Origin of the sequence: Paenibacillus sp. PvR133, from assembly GCF_017833155.1 — a bacterium.
GTDB classification, from domain to species: Bacteria; Bacillota; Bacilli; order Paenibacillales; family Paenibacillaceae; genus Paenibacillus; species Paenibacillus polymyxa_B.
Genome location: NZ_JAFIBS010000001.1, coordinates 1,927,412 through 1,947,394 on the forward strand (window position 1 = coordinate 1,927,412; position 19,983 = coordinate 1,947,394).

Below are 19,983 nucleotides of genomic sequence, written 5' to 3' on the forward strand. Positions count from 1 at the left end.
ATGGAGCGTTTGCTGCATCATCTGCGGAATCTGGGTTTTACGGAAATGGAAGCCAAGGTTATGGTCGAGCTTTCGAGGCAAAATGCGGCTTCCGGCTATGAAGTGGCTAAGCGTCTGGGTGCATCGCGCTCCAACGTGTACGCGGCTTTACAGCGTTTGGCCGGGCAGGGATACCTCAGAACCAGTGCTGGAGAGCCTGTACGTTACAGCATGCTGCCACCGGGTGAACTGACCCGGATGATCGAAGGACAAATGCAGGAGTCCCTACGCGCAGTGGAGAAAGAAATGCCACGAACAGAACCAACCAAGCCGACCTTTTATAATGCGGAAGGCGATCGGAAGGTGCTGGAAAGTCTGACACGTGAATTGGAACGGGCAGAGCATGAGATTGTGTTGGATTTGTGGCGCGAGGAAGCTGAGCTGCTGCGGACAGAGTTGGAGAAAGCTGAGAGTCGAGGTGTGCGTCTGCTCTGGTCCTGCGATAACGGAGAAAGCATGATGGGACCGTGGTTACCGTCTGGGTCTGGTACAGACGGACAGGAACCAGCAGGGCGGAAGTTTTCTTTTGTTATTGATCGGCGTTGGTGCATGCTGGGTATGCGGGGAGAGAATTGCCCGACACAGGCGCTTATTACCGAGCATCCGGTAATGACAGGCCTGCTGCTTAATCATTTTGCTCAGGATCTTATTCTGTATGAGCTGGAGCATGATATGGGCAGAGAACTGTCGACCCGGTATGGCTGGCGGTATGAAGGCATTATCGGCAAATATATGTCAGCTGGAGAATAGCTAAAGATTACCGGGTAGGAAGTTCCATCAGTGCCCGGCATATAGATGTAATATAGCCCGCCTTATGAGGCACGAATTGATCCGATGTAATCAGGCGGCGGGTTTTTTCTGGATTTGGCCCCGACGTAATGCCATGGGCTTCGATAAAGGGAATATGGCCTTCAAAAAGGGCCAGTGCTTGGTCAAGATCTGCTTCGTACAGTCCGGCTACTTCTTCTTGCTGGAGGTGATAAGCTTCCAATGGCTGGTTCGATAGCAGTCCAAACACCGAGCTAACCTCCCGATCCCAAAAAGAGGTGCCCTGTGCGGTACCTTTGCTTTCATACCGAACGGTCATCAGCGGTGTTAATGAGGCAAAGGGAACATGAATGCCCAGTTCTTCCTCCAGCTCACGAGCCGCCTGAGACATATCTTCGCCTGCCGTCAAGTGACCGGCTGCTGTAATATCGTAGCATCCGGGGAAGGTGTCCTTCGTATCCTGACGCTGTTGGAACAGCAAGCGACGGCCTGTCGAAGTGTCTCGTGCTAGCCAGCAGTGAAAGGTATGGTGCCAGTATCCCTTGGCATGTGCGTCTTGTCGCGAGGCTGTGCCAAGAGCGTTGTCTTCATCATCGTAGATATCCAGAAGCTCGCTAGTCATCGTGGTTCCTCCTATAGTAAGCAGAAATCAAAGGTCTACTTTACAGTATAACGTGTTTTCTGTCCTGACGATATGAAGGCGGGTGTGGAATGTGGAGTGGCATTTGGGGTATGCTGGGAACATGAGGATTTGCAACATCACACAGATTTACGATTGAAAGGAGCGATTTTACATGGAATGTATAGTACATTTTCGAGTCATGCATCCGGAGGAACCCAAGGAACTGCGCGGGTTGATTATGCTGGAAAGCGGAGGCAAGCCGGGGATTGATCAAATCACGGATATGTTCAAAAATATGGGCTATGATGTCCGCCCAGACAATCCGGAGGAATTGATTTTTAAACCAGTCGATGTCAGAGCCAATTATACATATATCCGGGTTATTGAACTGGATACAGGTGAGGAAGTCTACCAGGAAGACAGGGATTTGCGCGCGATTTTGGAAAATTTGCTGAATAAACGTTAAAGATCAGGAGAACTAATCGATGGAATGAGATAAAGCGATCCTGTCGCCATTCATAGGAACGGAGAACCAATAATGAGATTGTATATTATCCGACACGCAGACCCCGATTACCCCAACAACACCATCACGCCGGAGGGGCATTTGGAAGCCCAGGCACTGGCCAAACGGCTTTCCAGTCACGGACTGGATCGAATTTATGCCTCTCCTTTGGGGCGGGCTTTGGATACAATGCGCTACACCGCCGACTCTCTGGGTATGACTCATGAAGTGGAACACTGGACACAGGAGCTGGCTCTAAAGCTGGAGGAAACTCCATACGGCCGTCTTTCCCATTGGGATTTGCCTGGTGAAGTGATCCGTTCCGAGTTGCCCATGCCGACTCATGACTCTTGGCAGGAGATTTCCTATTATCAGGGAACGCAGAGTCCCGAAACCTTCGAGCGGCTGAAGCTTCATTCCGATGAATTCCTGAAACGGCAAGGCTTTGAGCGGGTGGAGGGCAGGTACCGGATTCTGAAGCATACCGAAGATCAGGTGGCCGTATTTTGTCATGGCGGCTTCGGGCTGACCTGGCTTGCTCATCTGTTGGAGCTGCCATTGGCCTTGGTCTGGTCCGGCTTTTGGATGCCGCCTAGCTCCGTAACCACGATCTTGTTTGATGAGCGCTCCCAGGAATGGGCAGTTCCCCGTTGCATCGGCTTCGGTGATGTTTCCCATCTGTACGCTGAGGGCTTGCCCGTCAGACCCCGTGGCATTATCACCAATTTCAACTAATCAGATCTCTCACACCATACCAAAACGGCTTAAGACGGTACATCGTCTTAAGCCGTTTGTTGTAGTCATATAGGTGTGGGTTGAGTCAGCGTGCTTCGACGTACCCCTCCAGCTTGGAAGTGCAATGTGCGCAACGGGTAGCGGCTACAGGAATTTCGGATAGGCAATGTGGACATTCCTTGATCGTTTTTTCCTGAGGAGGTTTTTCTTCCTCTTTGCGTTTCAGCATGTTAATCCCTTTGACCAGCATGAACACACAGAAGGCTACGATCAGGAAGTCCAGCAGGACGTTAATGAACTGACCATAGGCGAGGACTGCAATCCCTGCTTCTTTGGCCTGTGCCAAAGTCATGCGTGTACCGTCAGCATTTAAGGGATCGGCAGCTCGTAAAGCTACATACAAGTCTGGAAAATTCATGCCGCCCAGAAGTTTACCAATCGGAGGCATGATAATATCGTTTACCACAGAAGTGACAATCTTGCCAAACGCTCCACCGATGATAACACCGACCGCGAGGTCAATCACGTTACCCCGTACAGCGAATTCTTTAAACTCTTTTATAATACCTTTTCCGCTCATATGAGTGCTCACCTTCTTTACATAAAATCATTTATCTATAATACATGCTATGTCAATGGAGGGCAATTCCCAATTGATGTATTACACATTGTCACAAAATCACATGTTCATTTGTCTTCTATATGTAAACCAATAATGGAGGCGATGTATCGTGAGTTTGAGATTCAATCACAGAGCAGTGAGTCCTAGCACATTCAAGGTAATGATGGAGATGGAAAAATACATTTCCGGTCGTTTTACAGACAAAGTATTGTACGAACTACTGAAAATTAGAGTATCCCAAATCAATGGATGTTCCTATTGTCTGGATATGCATGCGAAGGATTTGCTCAAGCTGGGGGATTATGCTGACCACATTTTGCAGCTAGCCTTATGGCGGGAGGTTCCTTTGTTCACGGAAAAAGAACGTGTTATGCTTGAATTAGCTGAAGCGGTCACTCGCATCTCTGAACAAGGGGTACCTACGGATTTGTACAATAGGGTCAGAGAACATTTTACAGAGGAAGAATACGTAGATTTGATTACCGCGGTTAACGTGATTAACAGTTGGAACCGGATTGCGATTGCAACGGGGATGTATCCGGGCATTCTTTAAATGAACAGGGGGCTATGCTTTGTCTGGCAAAGAACACAGAATTGAACAAGAATCGGTGGATTTAAATCTGGAGGAGCTGTATCAGAGATATCGCAAATATTCTTTTGCCATTGCTTATCGCATGCTTGGAACGGTTACGGATGCCGAGGATGTAGTTCAAGACTGCTTTGTCGAGCTGAAGAATAAGCCCCTGGATGATATACACAATCCCAAAGCCTATGTAGCCAAAATGACGATGAATCGGTGTCTGAATCTGTTGAACTCTGCGCGCAAGCAAAGAGAGACATATGTAGGACAGTGGCTGCCAGAGCCGTTGGGTGAAAGCGCAGATCTCCCTGCGGATTGGTTAGAGCGTAAAGACATGATATCTTACGCTTTTCTGGTTTTGCTGGAGCAGCTAAAGCCAATAGAGCGGGCTGTTTTTGTGCTGAGGGAAGCTTTTCAATATGATTACAAAGATATTGCGGAATTGCTGGGGAAGACTGAGAGCAACTGTCGTCAGTTGTTCAGTCGCTCCCGTCGTATTCTATCTTCAGGAGAATCTGCTCTTGAGGCTCAGTCCAGTCGTAATATGAATAACTCATCCCGAATAAAACTACTAGAACGTTTTACAACCGCCTTTCTTGCCTACGATGTGACTGCTATGCTGGAACTACTGGCTGAACAACCTGTATTCGTGTCAGATGGCGGAGGTAATGTGCATACGGTGATGAGACCGATGGTTGTGCGCAAAGGCGTTCTTGCCCTGTTGACTTCTCGTCGGGTATTAACCGTTTTACGAGAAAGAGATGTGTTCCACACCGTCATCAATGGCGAGGTCCAGCTGGCATTTCTGGAAGATGGAAAAGTGAGAGAAACCTTATGTCTCAGACTGACACCGGACGGGGAGCATATTCAGAGTTTTTATTTAATGGTTAACCCAGATAAGTTGGGATACATTCATATAGGACAGAAGAAGCGAACATGCGATAAAAAGTAATCATCGAAACAGCAAAAACCTTGAATCCTGCTAAGGATCAAGGTTTTTTGTTGTCTTCACAACTGCCGGGCTTGATGAAGAGCCAGATCACCTACCCAGGGAAGCTTGAGCCACTTGCCTTGTCCCGCGCGAATAAACAGGATGACCCACAATACAAGGCCTGCCAGCGTTAGCAGGGAAGCGAGCAGAGGACCGAGCAGCGGAATGAATCCAACAAGCACATGCCCGATCATGAGGGTGACAAACAGAAATATGGATTGCAGCGCGTGAAATAATACAAATCGACTTTTCTTTTCCAGCATGACAAAGGCCAGTGCGCCAATAAATGCGAACAGATAGCACAGGACAGCTGCTATATTTTCATCCAATCCCGTGGAAGACTTATAGACTGACATGTCAGGCAAATCCCCCTTTATAAGTTATCCGTACTATACAAGCTATGAGGACAGGAATTAAAGATATGCCCGAAACGCCAGAAAAAGTTCAATCAGGGAATGTGTATAAAAACACGAAAAAGACTGAACGAAAAGGATTCGCTCAGTCATTCACAGGGTTATACACAGGTTTTGCACATGTTGTACGCATTTTATCCACTATACGCCACTACTTGTCCACAAAATAAGCGTGGGTTATGCACAAATTGTGCACAAACTGTAGACAATATAGCGATTAAGCTCATTTTGCACACAGATTGTCCACAAAATATCAACAGATTGGTATTAACCGTGGATAAGTTGTCTTATTTAGCGATCTCCGCGTTGTAAACGACGGCGTGGATGTGTGATTTTACCCTTTTTATCCTCATCGTCCTCTTTGGGGATAAGTCGTTCATCAGTACGTCCTTCATGATGATTATCAAAGGCGTATTCGGTCATTTTCCACTCGGAAGTACCCAGAACAACATCAGCGGGAAAATGCTGACCTCTGTGCAAATGCTGCTCATGTCCATCCTCATCAATATAAACACCATCCACTTCTACCTTTTCTCCTGTTAGTGGGAGCAAATCCTTCCCTTTGTGTTCCATAGGTATCCCCTCCGTCTGACTTTATTCTTCGTTAATTTGTCCGGACGGAAGGTCTTTTATCCACAAGCTGATGCAAAATATCCTCGGCAATCTGGTCTGCGGGATGAGGTTTGCGAAGCAACTCAATCGCCTGCATCATCTCCTCGGCAAGAGAGGGGGTGGAAATCAGGTCGAGACAATGCTGAATCAGCTCCTCCGTAGTGCGAGCAATACGGGCAGCTCCTTTTTGCTGCAAATACAGAGCATTATTTAGCTCCTGACCGGGTACGGGCTTGAACACAAGAATAGGTAAACCGGATGCAATGCTTTCCGAGAGTGTGATGCCGCCGGGCTTCGTAATCACCAGATTGCTCGCACGCATAAGTGCTGGAACAAAGTCCACGAATCCATAGGTGTAAATGTTTGGGTGGTCTGCATACAGCGCATCCACTTCTGCTTTCAGTTGCTGGTTACGTCCGCAGACGATCAGTAGCCGCAACTGAGGAAGCTGGCTTAATTGCCGACAGATATCCAGTATGCCGGATAGCACACCATAGGCGCCAGCCATAATGAGTAGCGTAGTAGTCTCAGACTGTAGTGATGGAATTACCTGTTCCTGAACAGGAATTTCGTCGGCAGACATGTTATAAAAAGAAGCGTGAATCGGAATACCCGTAGCGATAATGCGTTCGATAGGTATTCCCCGCTGAGCGGCTTCCTGCTGGATATCCTCAGTGGCTACATAGTAGCGGTCAATATCGGGATGCAGCCAGCGCCCATGCAGATCGAAATCCGTAACCACGTTGACAATAGGCAAATTCATTCCCATTTTGCGGCGTAACGCCGGGAGCGCGAGCTGCGGGAACGTATGTATCACGAGATCCGGCAACTCCTTTTTCAGAGTGAGCGTAAGTTGACGCATTCCGAATGAATGCAGCACATGGCCGAAGGCCGATTTAGCCTGCATACCGCGCGTGATGTTATAGACCCAGCCGTAAAGCTGAGGAATGGTTTTGAAGCTTTGCATATATACAAATTTGGTCAGACCGTTCAACCAGGGATGAGATTCAGCCATCAGGTCGAGAAGTTGTACCTCGCAGCGTCCGAGTCTTCGTAAACTGTCCATAATTGCCCGAGCGGCCTGCACATGGCCTTCCCCGTAACTGGCGTATAATATTAGAATTTTTGGTGCTGAGACTTCCATGATTGTTTAGCCCCCTATATTCAATAAGCACATTAAAGCTCATATCAGGAACGTTCTAAGTTGAGGGAGGATACGGCTGGCAAAACGTAGCGCTCCAGCAGTGTTCGCGGATTTTTCCAACGGCTCACCTTGCTGTCTGCTGTAAATACCACGACTGCGTTCGCTTCTGGCACAAGATAAATTTGCTGTCCTCCATGTCCGTGCGCACACGCGTAGTTGATGCCGTGGAGTCGTCCTGTCCACCATTGGAATCCGTAATCCCCGAATTCTGGATAGCCTTCAACCTGTCGCTGTGTCGCCTGATGCAGCCAATCGGCCGGAATCAATTCTTTTCCGTTCCAGCTGCCTTGATGAAGGCAGCAATCGCCGAATTTAGCCATGTCACGCGATGTCAGATATAGCCCGATGTGTCCCATGGTGTAGCCCTCTGGATCTTGTGCCCAACCACTTCTTCCAAAACCTAAGGGTTCGAACAGATGCTGGAGAGCGTACGTATAGGCGTCAATCCCACAGCATTGGGTCAGCAGCACGGACAACAGGTGAGAATCAACACTACGATATTGGAATACACCGAGTTGGTCCTCCTGTACAGGTAAACGTAGGGCAAAGGACGGCCAGCTTTTGCTGCGATGAAAACGGTGGATAAAAGCTTCTCCGAGCTTTTTGCCCGTCTGCCAATACAAGCCGGATGTCATGGTCAACAGATGGCGAATCGTAATCTGCTCTAGCAGTGTTTCCTTCCGCCTAGGTAAATACTCAGACAACAGCTTATGCACAGCCGTCTCTGGCCCGGGCATATCACCGCGAGCCATAGCTATGCCGATGAGCGTGGAAGTAAAGCTTTTGGTTGCGGATCGCAAATCGTTCAGAGAGCTTACTTCATGCCCATTATAATAGCGTTCCCAGATCAGTTTGCCGTGGCGCAGCAGCAGGAAGCTGTGCATTTTAGGAAACTTGGCTTGGATTTCACGGTCTGCCTGATCAAGTAGGGAGACATTGATGCCCTCCTCTTCACAAGTTCCTATGTTCAGGGCAGACATACGGGCAACAGGTGCAGTGAACAGCGGAGCATAGCGGCGCATCCTTTTCCCTCCTTGTTATGTTTATTTATTTTACCCCAAACACATACACTCCAAAAACCGATAAATAAGGTATACCTCCTGTGCAACAGCTGATTGAGTACCCCAAATGACATGATGCGTAAAAGATAGGTAAAATCAATGTAAATTTACTGGAAAGCTGAAAGCTGTATCTGAATATGTTATAATGGGGTAGTGATTCAGCCAAAAGAAAATCGGTTAATAATAGTGTCAGGTACATGCCTTGTATAAGGTGTTCCCGACCTAAGCTGCAATTAGACATACTACTTCACTGCATAAGGACATCAATACTTTTCGGCATTCTCTTCAACGGAGCACTTATTTTCAACGTTTTGGGAGGGAGTTACATGGCAACGAAAGGTCACAATGAAGTTAAGGAAAGTCTGCGGGAAATGACTCGAATTTTCCGGCCTAAGGATCCCAAAAAATTTGTAAAGGAATATGTGCGAAAATACCGGATTACAGGAGGGTATGAGGAAGAGTTGACCATGGTGGTGGAAAACGAACTCGGTCGCATAAATTCTTCAGTATCTTAAAGGGTTCGATTACCCGAAAAACTAGAAATACGACTTTTATAAACCGTCTATCCACAGAGGAGACGGTTTTTTTGTGTCCGCCGTGCATACAATGGGATAGGTTTAGTGAATTTGTATGCTCAAAGGAGGCGGATTCCAATAGAGATAGCGATACGAACACCGGAGGAAATCGGCTACATGAGGGAGGCCGGACGTATTTTGGCAGATTGCCATCGTGCGCTGGAAAGTCGTATTCTTCCGGGAATTACAACGCTTGAAATCGATGCTTGGGTGGAGCAGTTTTTAAGCAAGCGTGGAGCCACGCCTGAACAAAAGGGCTATAAAGGTTTCCCTTATGCCACCTGTGCTTCGGTCAACGAGGTGGTATGTCACGGTTTTCCCTCGGAGCGGGTGCTTCATGATGGGGATATTGTGACCATCGACATTGTGGTTAACAAGGATGGTTGGCTGGCTGACCGAGGATGGACTTATGCGGTAGGTAACATTAGCCGCCCGGTAGCACGACTGTTGCGGCAGACCCATAAGGCATTGGTACGGGGTATCGAGGTTGCCCGCCCGGGGAGGACGTTGGGGGATATCGGGCATGCTGTGGAAAAAACGGCAGGCTGGCGGCGGTTCGGCAACGTCAAGCCTCTGATCGGGCATGGCATTGGCCGCCAAATGCATGAGCCGCCAGAGGTTCTGCACTACGGTCGTCCCAAAACGGGATTACCACTGCGCGAAGGGATGGTGATTACCATTGAGCCGGTATTTACCCTCGGAACCGAGGGGGCCGTGCTCTGGGGGGACGATGGCTGGACCATCAGCACAGCAGACGGCAGTTGGGGAGCTCAATACGAGCACACGATTGCGATTACAAAGAACGGCCCTTATATTTTGACCTCATAAAAGAGAGTTGTGCCATAGGGAGTCAATGTGCGGGGCGTTCGCATAAGGCTCTCTAGGTAAGTTTTTTCAGGATGACACATTCATCGTGGTTGTAGAGATTTTTCGGTAAAGCAACAGATAAATCCCCAGCTCGACAGGGGAGGAAACAGCCATCACAATTCCCGCCACTTTGCCGTCCAGTCCTGGAAAAAAGCAGATACACAGAATAAGTGCGAGAATCGCAAAGCTTACAGAAAACAGCCTGCCGATAAAGATAGGTTTGGTATTACCGATTAATATTGACCTTCCAATAAAATATTCCACCCAAGGATAAAATGCGACATAGACAGCCAGTATGCGAAGCAATCCTCTGGTTTCTAGCAACAATTTTCCTTCCAATCCCAATACATTCCGTAACACAGCATCGCCAGCAAATCCGAAGGAAAGTAACAGGAGTAGCAGCGGCGACAGGATAGACAAAAAGCTCAAAAATATCAGCACTTCCCTGCGCTTGGACGTATAAAATTGAATCACAATTTGATGCAAAGAGCTGCAAAACCAGACCAATAGATTTAGGATTTGCAGTGCTACAGAAAAGGATGCCACGGCCAAAAGTGGATCAGTTGTATTGTTCAGCGCAGCTTGGATGGAAGGATTCAGGATAACCAGCACCAGCGCCGAATATAGCAAAGGAAGATAAAAAGGTAGAAGATGCTTCGCATGATGGATGGTTTGCTCCGCGTTGTCAGGAGGCAGCTTTCTTTTGAGAACTCGGCCTTCTAAAAAAGTAACGACCAGCTCTATGAGAATACCTGCAATAAAAATGGCGGCACCGACTCGTCCGTCATTCGTCCAGCCAGCACGGATCAAAAACCAGGAAGCAATTAGCATCACGATAATACGTATGGACGAGCTGAATGTCATCCATGCCGTTCGGTGCTTGTTAATAATAAGTCCCTGATATATGTTACGGACAGCTACCAATATGTATAGTAAAGTAAGAACCTGAAATACGTTCTTGGTGGGTTCGATCAATACTGGGGACACACCAAATACATATTGAAAGACCAGATTGCCTACGGGCGTCAACCCGATGCTCCAGCCTATGATCAATACAGCCACAGCGACGAACGTACATAAAATACCGATAGAATGAACGGACTTGCGATCATAACCGAATTTCGTGGTCATTTGCCGTACAGCGGTTAACGGAGTTTCCAACAGTAGGCACAGGCTGACGGCGACCGCATAGCTGCTTAATGTAAACGAAGGATGTTCCGAACGAGCAAGCACGGCATTGACGATGACATGCGTTAGTGCAGCAATTAATGACGAAATGCCAAGCGGCACATAAAATGAAACGATTTTATTCAAGTCGAATCCTCCAGTAATGAACGAGTAGTGTAGTGAACGGTTATCCTATCCAACTTCACTAAACAATGAATATTCTTATTATAGATCAAGATTTGGATCGTCGATATAATAGAGTGCATAATATTGGAAACTAGGAGTGGAACTCACATGAACATCAGGGAAGCAACGATATCAGATGCCGAGGGCATCGCCAAGGTGCACGTAGATTGCTGGAGGACGACGTACAAAGATATAATGCCTGCCCAGGTTCTGGAACAGCTTTCCTATGAGCAAAGAACAGAACTGTGGAATGCGAATCTATCCAGTGAAGACGGCCATCGGGTATACGTTGCTGAAAATGAGAAGGGGGAAATCATCGGATTTGTGAGTGGGGGTCCGGAAAAGTCAGGTGAATATCCCCCGTATGGGGGAGAAATAACGGCTATTTACGTTTTGAGTGAATACCATAGTTTAGGCTTGGGAAAGAGACTATTTTTACGTCTGCTTCAACATTTTAATAGTATGGATATTCACTCTGTAATCGTATGGGTGCTAGCAGATAATCCAGCATGTACTTTTTATGAAAAGCTGGGGGCCAAACTTATAGTAGAACAACATATTATAAGTTTGGGTGGCAAAAACCTGAACATGGTGGCTTACGGTTGGATACTATTCGGATAGAATACGCTTTTGTCCTTCCAAGGCACGAATTGGTGCAATATTTTGCGTAAATTCCAACGTTCCCAGATAGTGGCCCTCAGCATCACGGATGGCAAAATAACGGATGTAGACAAATTTGTCCTTGATTGGAATCCAAAAATCTTCAGCATCCTTGCGGCCTGCTTTAAAATCTTCCAGTAGCTTCTCAACGACATGCACGCTTTGGGGCGGATGGCAATTCTGTACGGTACGACCAATGACGGCTTTCGTGCGCGCGAAGATTCGTTCCTTACCATGGGAAAAGTAGCGAACAACATCATTTTCATCGATAAAAGTCAGGTCAACGGGTAGATGATTCAACAGCAATTCCAATTGTTGTACGGATATAATCCCCGTCTCGAATCTCACGAAGCCTTGCGGTGTTCCGGATGTGCCTTCCGTTTGCTCAAGGGCTTCTGCAGGTTCCTCTGCCCGTTCGGGTATCCATTCACGTTCGGGAGCGGTCAGGCAGAACCCGATTTCCTCGCTTTCCCGGGCTATTTTCAGCCACTCATCCTCTGTCAGCTTACTGAGTGCCATCGGTAGCAAAATATTTTCTTCCTTGAATATCATTTCATTCACTTCGCTCATGATATGGGCAAGTGCCTTCCCAATCTGTTCACGATCTCCGTTATATTCGGTGAGCAGACTCTTTGCCTCCTTAATCGCGGCACGAATGCTGTCGTCCACACCCCACATAACTTTAGTTGGACCAAAAATCCCATAGCGTTCTAGATAAGGAAAGACCAGATTTTCTTTGCGGCTATAGTGCTTGTCGAGATCGAGCAGCAGACTTAAATCTTCCAGTAACTTGTAGATGATTTTGGGGCTGTCGTCCTTTTGAAATTGGTCCGCGTGCAATGACAACCTGAAGTTGACCAATTGTTCGATCTCCCGATTTTCCAGCTTGAAGGTATGAACGGGATGTCCCGGTTGTTCCTCTGGTCCTGAAGGACGGTGGATATCCTCAATGGAACCCTTGAATATCGATGTATGCACGGAACAAAGACGCTGCACTTCCGATACGGGAATTCCCTCCTCAGTCATCAATGCATGCTCCATAGCCGAAATTTCGGCTACGCTTACTCCGCCAACAGCCTCTGCGAAACGCGCTTTGACTTCCTCCACGCTTTTCCCGGCATGTAATTCTTTTATAATTTCCTTTAGCGTTTGTTGGCGTTCCGTTAATTCCTGTGCTGTATGTTCACGGTTGTTAATTAGCTCGCTCATGATCGTTAGCTCCTTTATTTTTGAATGGTAAAACCATGTTGCAAAAACGTGCGTTCCACGGTTTCCATAGCTACTTTTTTTAATGCAATACCTTTGGACAGTGTCATAAAACGACCTGCGGTTTGTAACATGCCAGGCTTGGCGATATCGTGAAAACCCAACTCTACCATAATGTCCTTCACTTCGGGATAACGGCTAACAAGGTTAAATATAGGCTCATCCCAGTGCAGTAGCTTATCCATTTGTTCATCCCCTTGATTGAGAACGTTTATCATTTACAGAGTAGCATAGGTCCTGGCGAGCTTTTGTGATTGTACGCACAATTTACATTCAGGTGTTGACAGTTGTAATTCATGGTTTATATACTGTGTATAAGGATATATACAGTAATAACACTGATTACTGTAATAACAACTTCGTATGAAGAGAGAATGAGGTCGTCATTACAGGCAGTGCAGAAGGGATCAGGATAAGAAAATGACAATCATCAAACAGGCATGGAAGATTACCCGGCACGATTTTCGCAACAATCCATATGTCATGCTGTGGACATTGCTGTTTATTGCGTATTTGGGATTTACCATGAGTTTTGCTGTAAGTGTGCATTGGGATGAGCGTGGAAACTTGAGTCCAGTAGCCGATTTTATCATGCTGGTGTTGATTCCGTTTCTCGGATTCATTTATAACCGTCGTGCATTTAAATATCTTCAGGAAGATTCCTATACGCATATGCTAGCCTTTTTCCGCACCTTGCCTATACCGATGAATGCGGTGATTATGAGTCGAATTCAACAGGCGCTTTTGGCGTTTGTTATGAATAGTGTAATATTTTTCACTCTCTTTTTTACGTTGTCAGCTACGTTTCGGGTATATGCGAGTACAGGTTTCTTTGTATCGTTTGCACTTACCTGGATAGGCTACGGCATGCTGATTCAAGCCATTTATATTCATTTGGAATTTCTTAAAAAAGGAAAATCCTACTTTTGGATATCTATTGTCATTATGCTCATTTGTGGGATAGTTACGATTATAGTTCGAGTATGTGGGGCCAATCTGGTATTGATAACGGCATTTTATAGCAAGGAATGGCAGCTGTTGTCTCCGGTAATGTGGGGAGCGCTGCTGGCAGGAGTTCTGGGTATGTGCGTGTCCTATAGGGTGACACAGCGTAGGCTTATGAAACGGGACTTGACTTAGCGGTATGTGTACAAAGATAGATAAAAAGGGGGGAGAAGCAGGTGAATATACCAGTGCAAATTGATGAGAATAGCGCGGAACCGCTGTATGCACAAATTGAAAAGCAACTTCGTTCACTCATCGTAACCGGACAGATTGCAGCGGGAACGCTGCTTCCCTCCATTCGGGAGTTTGCAGGAACGCTCCGCTGCAGCGTCATCACCGTCCGGCGGGTCTATCAGGATTTGGAGAACGAGGGCTTGCTTCGTACCCGGCAGGGGACGGGCACCTTCGTAGCTCTGGTTGAGGACGATAAGCGCTCAGGTTACCGCCTTAAAGCAGTGACTGAGGCGTTGGAAACGGCGATTGACACAGGCATCGCTGTGCAGATGACAGAACAGGAATTGTTGGTGCTTTTCGCAGAAATGGTGAAGAGAAGGTATGAAGTCCAAGTGAAGGAGTGACGCCCGTGAAGAACGATGTAAATCATCATGTGGAAGTTCCTATGGGGATACAGATAAAAACACCCATTATTGAGATGAGCGAGGTCTATAAAACCCGGGGTAACCGGGAAATTGGACCGATTAATCTAACCATTGAACCGGGATATGTAGTCGCTTTGGCTGGACATAACGGATCGGGCAAAAGTACATTGATTCACCTGCTGACTCAGCTTATCCACCCGGATTCCGGTGAAATCCGTTGGTTCGGTCAAGCATATCCGGACGGCATGCCAGCAGATACACGACAATGGGTTGGGTATGTGTCAGAGCAGCCGACGCGTGAGGAAGATCGACTCACAGCAGAAGCAGCAGCGGCTTTTCGAGCCTTGTGGTATCCCGGCTGGGATGAAACACGTTTTCAGCGTCTGATGGAACGATTTCAGGTTCCTCAGCATACGAAATTATCGCGTATGTCCAAGGGAGAGCGCCGTAAGTTTGAGCTGGCTGCAGCCTTGGCGCCTCACCCCCGTTTGTTGCTGCTGGATGAGCCTTCGTCGGGTTTAGACCCTTTTGCCTGGAAAACCATGCTGGAGGAACTGCGGGATTGTATGGAGAATGGCAAAACGACGGTCATTATTGCTACTCATATTATAGACGAGATCAAGCGTTTGGCGGATTATATTGTCCTGATGCATGATGGCAGGCTGCTCGGCAAGCTGGAAAAAGACCATTTGCTCGAAAATAGCAAGGAAATGTGGTTTGAAGGCACGCCAGAGGAGGCATCGGAGCTTCCGGGAGTGGTAGAGACGGAGAGCGAAGGCGGATTGCAACGAATTGTAACGTTGGCAGCCGGAGAGACCAGCGCCATATTGGAACAAGCGGGCATTCGCCCCATCCGTGTGCGGCGTTTGGAACTGGATGATATTTTAGTACATTGGTCTGCGGGACAACTATCAGAAGATGCGGAGATATATACGCAGAAAAAAGGAGCGGAGTAATCATGAGCATGCTGCAATTGAAAGAGGTCGTGAAGCAATATGGGAACCACACGGCGGTGAACGGAATTTCGCTGAATGTGAACGGCGGGGAGATTTACGGACTACTGGGAGGCAATGGAGCAGGCAAAACGACAACGATGCGCATGGTGCTCGGCCTGATTTACCCTGATGGAGGAAACATTCAATATGAGGGCAAGCCCTACAGCAAGGAGCTCCAACGGACGATGGGTTATTTGCCTGAGGAGCGAGGGTTGTACCCCAAGGTGAAGGTGAGCGAGCAAATTAACTATTTGGGCAGGCTGCGCGGCATGTCGGCCAAGGAGGCGGACAAAAGTCTACGCTACTGGCTGGAGCGCTTTGGGGTGCCGGAATATTACGACAAGCGGATTGAGGAGCTATCCAAGGGGAATCAGCAGAAAATGGGTTTTATTGCTGCTGTAGTGCATCGCCCGACGCTGCTTATTTTGGATGAGGCCTTCAGTGGGCTTGATCCGGTGAACGTTGAATTGCTTAAGGATACGGTGAAAGAGCTGCGGGATGATGGGGCTGCGATTTTATTCTCGACCCACCGCATGGAGCATGTGGAGGAACTATGCCGCCATATTACGATTTTGCATCGCTCAAATACAGTTGTGCAGGGAAGTGTGCAGGAGATTAAGGGCCGTTACCCACGTGAAAAGGTTCGTCTCATTACTACAGGTGAAGTGAACGGACTGGAGCAGCTGCCCGGCGTGCGCCGTGCAGAGCCTATGGATCGCGGCTGGATGCTGCATATTGAGCAGCCGGATGCGGCGAAGTTGATTTTACAAACGGCGTTGGAGCAAACGGATGTGGAGCATTTTGAGATCAAGGAACCTACGCTGAACGAGATTTTCATAAGAGAGGTGGGTGATTCCCATGAATAGACTGGGTACGGTGATCGGTTTTACGTTTCGTCAGAAGGCGAGAACCAAATCTTTTATCATTACAACGCTGGTACTGGCCTTGCTCATTACAATTGGTATGAATCTGCCGTATTTGATTTCATTGTTTAAAGGAGATGGGGCAGGAGGTTCGGGCACAACGGCAGCCGAGCATCATCGCTTGGGACTGATTGCTGGGAGCCGGATAGAAGTGGCGAATCAGCTGGAGCAATTTACAAAGAAGCAATCCAACCCGGCAGCCATCTGGGTGCGTTATGAAAACGTACAAACGCTGGCAATGCAGCAAGCCTTGAAAAACGGGGAGCTGCAAGGTTACGTGCAGTTCACGGAGCCTGCCACTAAGGGAGACACGTTTCCTAAAGTGGAGTACGTCTCTGTAGAAAAAGAGCCATCTCCTGCTGTAATTACATTGTTGCAGACGGGACTTCAGGAAGCTAAGGTCAAAGCCATTATGGGCGGCAATGCATTGACCAGCGATCAAATTCGTGAAATTAGCACACCTGTAATGGTGGATAGCAGGGAAGTAGACGGTCCATCTGAGGCAGGAGGAGCTGTGGGGACAGAGGAAAAAGAGACCTCTATGATTAACTATGGTTTGGTCTATGTACTGATGATTTTATTCTTCACCTCCTCCATGATGACGGGGAATATGATTGCTGCAGAGGTGACATCGGAAAAAAGCTCACGTATCATGGAGATTCTCATCACAAGCGTATCGCCGTTGACCCAGATGTTCGGAAAAATTATCGGCATCTTCCTGGTCGGTCTACTGCAAATTGCTGTTTTTGCAGCCGTTGTATGTGCCAACCTTATGCTGCCGCATAATAATGTCATTCTTAGCTCAGCCGGGCTGGATCTGTCGCAACTGAATATCGCGGTGTTGGGTTATGGTCTGGTATTCTACATCCTCGGCTACTTTCTGTACGCAGTATTGTTCGCTGCGGTGGGCTCCATCGTTAGCCGTACCGAGGAGTTGGGACAGGCGATCATGCCGATTACCGTGCTGTCACTAGCAGCCTTTTATATCGGTATCTTCAATATCGCCGCACCTGATACGATTTTCGTTAAGGTGGCCGGGTACATCCCATTTTTCTCGCCGACTGTCATGCTGCTGCGGATTGGTCTGGAGCGGGCGAGCCTGCTGGAAATCTGGCTGTCCCTTGGTATTCTGGTCGCCTCCATTTTGTTGTTCGGTTGGCTGGCTGCCAAGATCTACCGTACGGGTGTCTTAATGTATGGTAAACGTCCTTCATTCAAAGAGTTAAGAAAAGCTATGAAGGCTTACAAGATTTAAGAAGCTGTTGTCGATGTGTGATGTGTGGTGTCATAATTAATGAGAATGTTTTCAGAATTAATGAGAATTTTTTTTCATAATTAGTGAGAAATGAATATTTATGCATCAGTAAACAGTGATTGGACTAGTTTTTAGCTTCTTAGAGTGGTTTTGTGAGTAACCATTATAGCTGAGAAATGTAATTAATAAATGAAATTTTATTTAATATATGTTTTGGACAGAGTGGGGGCCTTGACTCATCAGAAGTACCGATGGATCAAGGCATTTCTACTTTAAATGGTGATGATTAATAATTTGGAGTGAACGAAATTGTAAAAGGAGAAAATTAGTGGTGTTTCTAAACAGAAGCATCAATTGGGTGAACTTCTTTCCAAGATAGCTGCCGATGATACCTTAGTTGTGACTAGAATGGAAGGTCTTGATCGAAATACTGACAGTTGTTGCAGCTGGTTGAACAACTTCGTGAAAGAAACATACATTTTATTATCTTAAACTTAGGAATTGATACAAGAACACCTACTGGTAAATTCTTTTTAACTGTTATGGCAGTATTCAGTGAGCTAGATCGAGAAATGATTAAAGAAAAGCAACGTTCGGGGATAAAATTGGCTAAGCAAAAGGGAAAATATCAAGGAAGGGTAAAAAAAATACAGATAAACACCCAGGAATGAACCATGCAATTGAATTACGAAAAACAACAGATAAAACTGTAAAGGAAATTTGTACTATTACAGGGGTTAGTCAGGCAGCGTTTTAAAGGAAATAGAGGAAAAAGGGGTATAATAACTGGGGATTATTTTATATGTGGCCTCTCAATCCCCGAATCGTTTCCGTACCCCTCTTAGGAACTAACTACAGGTATTGAACGAATATATTTCATATCCAGTTATCTCCTTGCCATTGTTAAATATTATTTTACTATCCAAAGGAATAATATAAATGGGTATGTTGGAAAGCTGATTAACTAACCAGCCAATGACCGATCTGTCTGAAAAATCCCTTCAGTTTCACTCAGTACTAGTTTCCTTTTGCTGTATTAATATTGTTTGACATGAATCCTTTTGTAATCACAGTCGCTAATAAAAAAATAAAACAAATATTTATATTAAATATAATAACTAATTTACTAAATAATGCTACACCAATACTCATACCGATAAAATTGCATAAATTATAAACACCAATACTTATTTTCTTGGATTCTTTCAGTTCCAAATCTAATAAATTATTTAAAGCAACTTGTACAACAGAAAAGGCAATGAAGCAACAAACACTCGTTAAAATGTATACTATGCCTATTTTTGAGTTAAAAATACTAATTAAATAACCTATGAAAAAAATATATAATCCTATTCTATAGAATTTTTTCACATTTTTATTAGTCATATTCTTCCCAATCCCTATACTTGCAAACCCTCCTATTAAAGCACTTATAAAAAATAGGATTCCAGACTGTATGGGATTAAAAGTATAAGAAAAAATATAAGAGAGAAGAAAAACATTTGCTCCTAGCAAAAAAAATAACAAAAAACTAAGACTAGTTATTCTAACAAAAATTGTATTATTAAATATTTTTTTATCAATAATTGGGTAAGTAACGGTATTGATATGGCGAATGAATACTAGGGAAAATAAACTACAAAAAACAATAAAAAGAAAATTAATGTTCAAGGCACATAATAAAAAGAGAATACATAATAATAAATAAAACGTCCCTAACCAATCAAATGGAGTCTTATTTTCTACCTTATTTTCTGGAAAAGTAAAATATAAAATTGGTATAAAAATTATTGCACAACTCATAAATAAAAATAACATGTGCCAATCCGTTATGGATAGAATAATACCACTCAGTAAAGGTCCTAAACCTGATCCTAAAGCCATAGCAAAGCTTATAAAAGCAAGACCTATCGGTAATAATGCTCGATCAAGTACATCTATAATTGCAACCATTGTCAGTGAAATAAAGGCTGCCCCTCCGACTCCTTGTGCCATTCTAGATAATACAAGTAAATAAAAATGATCCATAAAAAAGCCCAAGATAGAGAAAAGAACAAAGATAACTAAAGCAAATAGATATAGTTTTTTTAATTGAATGCTTTCAGCAAGCTTACTGTATATTATTGAACCTACTGTAACCATAATTGAATACCCTAAGATAAACCAACTGCTAAAAGATATAGAAATATTTAAGTCTTTAGCAATTGGTACGAGAGCTAAATTAAAAAAGAAACTATTCATTACTCCGAGTAATACAGTACTTAGTAAACAAAACAATATAATCTTATTCTTCAAAGATAAACCCTCCGTTTAACTATTCCATAAAAATAAGA

General features: G+C 45.6%; 23 protein-coding genes and 1 pseudogene. 14 read left to right on the forward strand and 10 right to left on the reverse strand.

Features of this window, described 5'->3' with window-relative positions:
• Positions 1-789 (forward strand): TrmB family transcriptional regulator, encoded by a 789-nt coding sequence (locus JOE49_RS08585; protein WP_023986822.1) that lies wholly within the window; start codon positions 1-3, stop codon positions 787-789.
• Positions 790-796: 7 nt separating this feature from the next.
• Here JOE49_RS08585 and JOE49_RS08590 read toward each other — a convergent pair whose 3' ends face one another.
• Positions 797-1,429: an NUDIX hydrolase gene (locus tag JOE49_RS08590; protein ID WP_209940901.1), complete on the reverse strand. Its 633-nt coding sequence runs from the start codon at positions 1,427-1,429 to the stop codon at positions 797-799.
• Positions 1,430-1,601: 172 nt separating this feature from the next.
• Between JOE49_RS08590 and JOE49_RS08595 the strand changes: the two genes are divergently transcribed.
• Positions 1,602-1,895: a hypothetical protein gene (locus JOE49_RS08595; protein WP_023986824.1), complete on the forward strand. Its 294-nt coding sequence runs from the start codon at positions 1,602-1,604 to the stop codon at positions 1,893-1,895.
• 72 nt (positions 1,896-1,967) lie between these two features.
• Positions 1,968-2,669, forward strand: coding sequence for a histidine phosphatase family protein (locus tag JOE49_RS08600; protein ID WP_209940902.1), 702 nt, complete (start codon positions 1,968-1,970; stop codon positions 2,667-2,669).
• Between the two features lie 85 nt (positions 2,670-2,754).
• On the opposite strand, the gene mscL is transcribed toward JOE49_RS08600, so the two are convergent.
• On the reverse strand, positions 2,755-3,249 hold the full coding sequence (gene mscL, locus JOE49_RS08605; protein WP_023986826.1) for a large conductance mechanosensitive channel protein MscL: 495 nt from the start codon (positions 3,247-3,249) through the stop codon (positions 2,755-2,757).
• 151 nt (positions 3,250-3,400) lie between these two features.
• Here mscL and JOE49_RS08610 point away from each other — a divergent pair, with 151 nt between their 5' ends.
• A complete protein-coding gene (locus JOE49_RS08610; RefSeq protein ID WP_023986827.1) occupies positions 3,401-3,844 on the forward strand; it encodes a carboxymuconolactone decarboxylase family protein in 444 nt (147 codons plus the stop codon).
• A gap of 19 nt (positions 3,845-3,863) precedes the next feature.
• Positions 3,864-4,823: a sigma-70 family RNA polymerase sigma factor gene (locus JOE49_RS08615; RefSeq protein WP_028541124.1), complete on the forward strand. Its 960-nt coding sequence runs from the start codon at positions 3,864-3,866 to the stop codon at positions 4,821-4,823.
• A gap of 56 nt (positions 4,824-4,879) precedes the next feature.
• On the opposite strand, the gene JOE49_RS08620 is transcribed toward JOE49_RS08615, so the two are convergent.
• The 4 genes from JOE49_RS08620 to JOE49_RS08635 form a co-directional block, all read right to left on the reverse strand.
• On the reverse strand, positions 4,880-5,218 hold the full coding sequence (locus JOE49_RS08620) for a DUF4870 domain-containing protein (protein ID WP_209940903.1): 339 nt from the start codon (positions 5,216-5,218) through the stop codon (positions 4,880-4,882).
• A gap of 348 nt (positions 5,219-5,566) precedes the next feature.
• The gene (locus tag JOE49_RS08625; RefSeq protein ID WP_023986830.1) at positions 5,567-5,848 is read right to left on the reverse strand and encodes a hypothetical protein; all 282 of its coding nucleotides are present in this window, start codon (positions 5,846-5,848) and stop codon (positions 5,567-5,569) included.
• 31 nt (positions 5,849-5,879) lie between these two features.
• Positions 5,880-7,031 carry an MGDG synthase family glycosyltransferase gene (locus JOE49_RS08630; protein ID WP_068941260.1) on the reverse strand — a complete coding sequence of 384 codons (1,152 nt, stop codon included), beginning with the start codon at positions 7,029-7,031 and terminating at the stop codon, positions 5,880-5,882.
• A gap of 44 nt (positions 7,032-7,075) precedes the next feature.
• Positions 7,076-8,113, reverse strand: coding sequence for a serine hydrolase domain-containing protein (locus tag JOE49_RS08635; protein ID WP_071559370.1), 1,038 nt, complete (start codon positions 8,111-8,113; stop codon positions 7,076-7,078).
• 365 nt (positions 8,114-8,478) lie between these two features.
• On the opposite strand from JOE49_RS08635, the gene JOE49_RS08640 reads away from it, so the two are divergent.
• Together JOE49_RS08640 and map are read left to right on the forward strand one after the other, a co-directional pair.
• Positions 8,479-8,667 carry a hypothetical protein gene (locus JOE49_RS08640; protein ID WP_007428354.1) on the forward strand — a complete coding sequence of 63 codons (189 nt, stop codon included), beginning with the start codon at positions 8,479-8,481 and terminating at the stop codon, positions 8,665-8,667.
• Positions 8,668-8,772: 105 nt separating this feature from the next.
• The gene (map, locus tag JOE49_RS08645; RefSeq protein WP_080751590.1) at positions 8,773-9,555 is read left to right on the forward strand and encodes a type I methionyl aminopeptidase; all 783 of its coding nucleotides are present in this window, start codon (positions 8,773-8,775) and stop codon (positions 9,553-9,555) included.
• 66 nt (positions 9,556-9,621) lie between these two features.
• Here map and JOE49_RS08650 read toward each other — a convergent pair whose 3' ends face one another.
• A complete protein-coding gene (locus tag JOE49_RS08650; RefSeq protein WP_209940904.1) occupies positions 9,622-10,908 on the reverse strand; it encodes a hypothetical protein in 1,287 nt (428 codons plus the stop codon).
• A gap of 147 nt (positions 10,909-11,055) precedes the next feature.
• Here JOE49_RS08650 and JOE49_RS08655 point away from each other — a divergent pair, with 147 nt between their 5' ends.
• Positions 11,056-11,568 (forward strand): GNAT family N-acetyltransferase, encoded by a 513-nt coding sequence (locus JOE49_RS08655; RefSeq protein WP_028541120.1) that lies wholly within the window; start codon positions 11,056-11,058, stop codon positions 11,566-11,568.
• Here JOE49_RS08655 and JOE49_RS08660 read toward each other — a convergent pair.
• Together JOE49_RS08660 and JOE49_RS08665 are read right to left on the reverse strand one after the other, a co-directional pair.
• Positions 11,557-12,816, reverse strand: a complete 1,260-nt coding sequence (locus tag JOE49_RS08660; RefSeq protein ID WP_209940905.1) for a DUF438 domain-containing protein — start codon at positions 12,814-12,816, stop codon at positions 11,557-11,559. The genes JOE49_RS08655 and JOE49_RS08660 overlap by 12 nt on opposite strands.
• Positions 12,817-12,830: 14 nt before the next feature.
• Positions 12,831-13,058: a DUF1858 domain-containing protein gene (locus JOE49_RS08665; RefSeq protein ID WP_160788823.1), complete on the reverse strand. Its 228-nt coding sequence runs from the start codon at positions 13,056-13,058 to the stop codon at positions 12,831-12,833.
• 235 nt (positions 13,059-13,293) lie between these two features.
• Between JOE49_RS08665 and JOE49_RS08670 the strand changes: the two genes are divergently transcribed.
• From JOE49_RS08670 to JOE49_RS26330, 6 genes and pseudogenes are all read left to right on the forward strand, one after another.
• Entirely contained in the window at positions 13,294-14,013 is a 720-nt protein-coding gene (locus tag JOE49_RS08670) for a hypothetical protein (RefSeq protein WP_209940906.1), read from the forward strand.
• A 41-nt stretch (positions 14,014-14,054) separates the two neighbouring features.
• The gene (locus JOE49_RS08675) at positions 14,055-14,456 is read left to right on the forward strand and encodes a GntR family transcriptional regulator (RefSeq protein ID WP_013308618.1); all 402 of its coding nucleotides are present in this window, start codon (positions 14,055-14,057) and stop codon (positions 14,454-14,456) included.
• A gap of 41 nt (positions 14,457-14,497) precedes the next feature.
• The gene (locus JOE49_RS08680) at positions 14,498-15,433 is read left to right on the forward strand and encodes an ATP-binding cassette domain-containing protein (RefSeq protein WP_209943569.1); all 936 of its coding nucleotides are present in this window, start codon (positions 14,498-14,500) and stop codon (positions 15,431-15,433) included.
• Positions 15,434-15,435: 2 nt separating this feature from the next.
• Complete coding sequence (locus tag JOE49_RS08685; RefSeq protein WP_023986841.1) at positions 15,436-16,338, forward strand: ABC transporter ATP-binding protein; 903 nt, start codon at positions 15,436-15,438, stop codon at positions 16,336-16,338.
• Positions 16,331-17,650, forward strand: coding sequence for an ABC transporter permease (locus JOE49_RS08690; RefSeq protein ID WP_209940907.1), 1,320 nt, complete (start codon positions 16,331-16,333; stop codon positions 17,648-17,650). The genes JOE49_RS08685 and JOE49_RS08690 overlap by 8 nt, the downstream gene beginning before the upstream one ends.
• A gap of 293 nt (positions 17,651-17,943) precedes the next feature.
• A pseudogene (locus JOE49_RS26330) lies at positions 17,944-18,407 on the forward strand (recombinase family protein); the annotation flags it as partial.
• A gap of 260 nt (positions 18,408-18,667) precedes the next feature.
• On the opposite strand, the gene JOE49_RS08705 reads toward JOE49_RS26330, so the two are convergent.
• Positions 18,668-19,945 carry an MFS transporter gene (locus JOE49_RS08705; protein ID WP_209940908.1) on the reverse strand — a complete coding sequence of 426 codons (1,278 nt, stop codon included), beginning with the start codon at positions 19,943-19,945 and terminating at the stop codon, positions 18,668-18,670.
• Positions 19,946-19,983 lie beyond the last annotated feature (38 nt).

Coding starts and splice junctions, on each gene's coding strand:
- JOE49_RS08660 (WP_209940905.1), bottom strand. CDS start 12,816: ATGAGCGAGCTAATTAACAACCGTGAACATACAGCACAGGAATTAACG.
- JOE49_RS08680 (WP_209943569.1), top strand. CDS start 14,498: ATGGGGATACAGATAAAAACACCCATTATTGAGATGAGCGAGGTCTAT.
- JOE49_RS08625 (WP_023986830.1), bottom strand. CDS start 5,848: ATGGAACACAAAGGGAAGGATTTGCTCCCACTAACAGGAGAAAAGGTA.
- JOE49_RS08640 (WP_007428354.1), top strand. CDS start 8,479: ATGGCAACGAAAGGTCACAATGAAGTTAAGGAAAGTCTGCGGGAAATG.
- JOE49_RS08665 (WP_160788823.1), bottom strand. CDS start 13,058: ATGGATAAGCTACTGCACTGGGATGAGCCTATATTTAACCTTGTTAGC.
- JOE49_RS08620 (WP_209940903.1), bottom strand. CDS start 5,218: ATGTCAGTCTATAAGTCTTCCACGGGATTGGATGAAAATATAGCAGCT.
- JOE49_RS08635 (WP_071559370.1), bottom strand. CDS start 8,113: ATGCGCCGCTATGCTCCGCTGTTCACTGCACCTGTTGCCCGTATGTCT.
- JOE49_RS08630 (WP_068941260.1), bottom strand. CDS start 7,031: ATGGAAGTCTCAGCACCAAAAATTCTAATATTATACGCCAGTTACGGG.
- JOE49_RS08685 (WP_023986841.1), top strand. CDS start 15,436: ATGAGCATGCTGCAATTGAAAGAGGTCGTGAAGCAATATGGGAACCAC.
- JOE49_RS08590 (WP_209940901.1), bottom strand. CDS start 1,429: ATGACTAGCGAGCTTCTGGATATCTACGATGATGAAGACAACGCTCTT.
- JOE49_RS08595 (WP_023986824.1), top strand. CDS start 1,602: ATGGAATGTATAGTACATTTTCGAGTCATGCATCCGGAGGAACCCAAG.
- JOE49_RS08670 (WP_209940906.1), top strand. CDS start 13,294: ATGACAATCATCAAACAGGCATGGAAGATTACCCGGCACGATTTTCGC.
- mscL (WP_023986826.1), bottom strand. CDS start 3,249: ATGAGCGGAAAAGGTATTATAAAAGAGTTTAAAGAATTCGCTGTACGG.
- JOE49_RS08585 (WP_023986822.1), top strand. CDS start 1: ATGGAGCGTTTGCTGCATCATCTGCGGAATCTGGGTTTTACGGAAATG.
- JOE49_RS08690 (WP_209940907.1), top strand. CDS start 16,331: ATGAATAGACTGGGTACGGTGATCGGTTTTACGTTTCGTCAGAAGGCG.
- JOE49_RS08655 (WP_028541120.1), top strand. CDS start 11,056: ATGAACATCAGGGAAGCAACGATATCAGATGCCGAGGGCATCGCCAAG.
- JOE49_RS08600 (WP_209940902.1), top strand. CDS start 1,968: ATGAGATTGTATATTATCCGACACGCAGACCCCGATTACCCCAACAAC.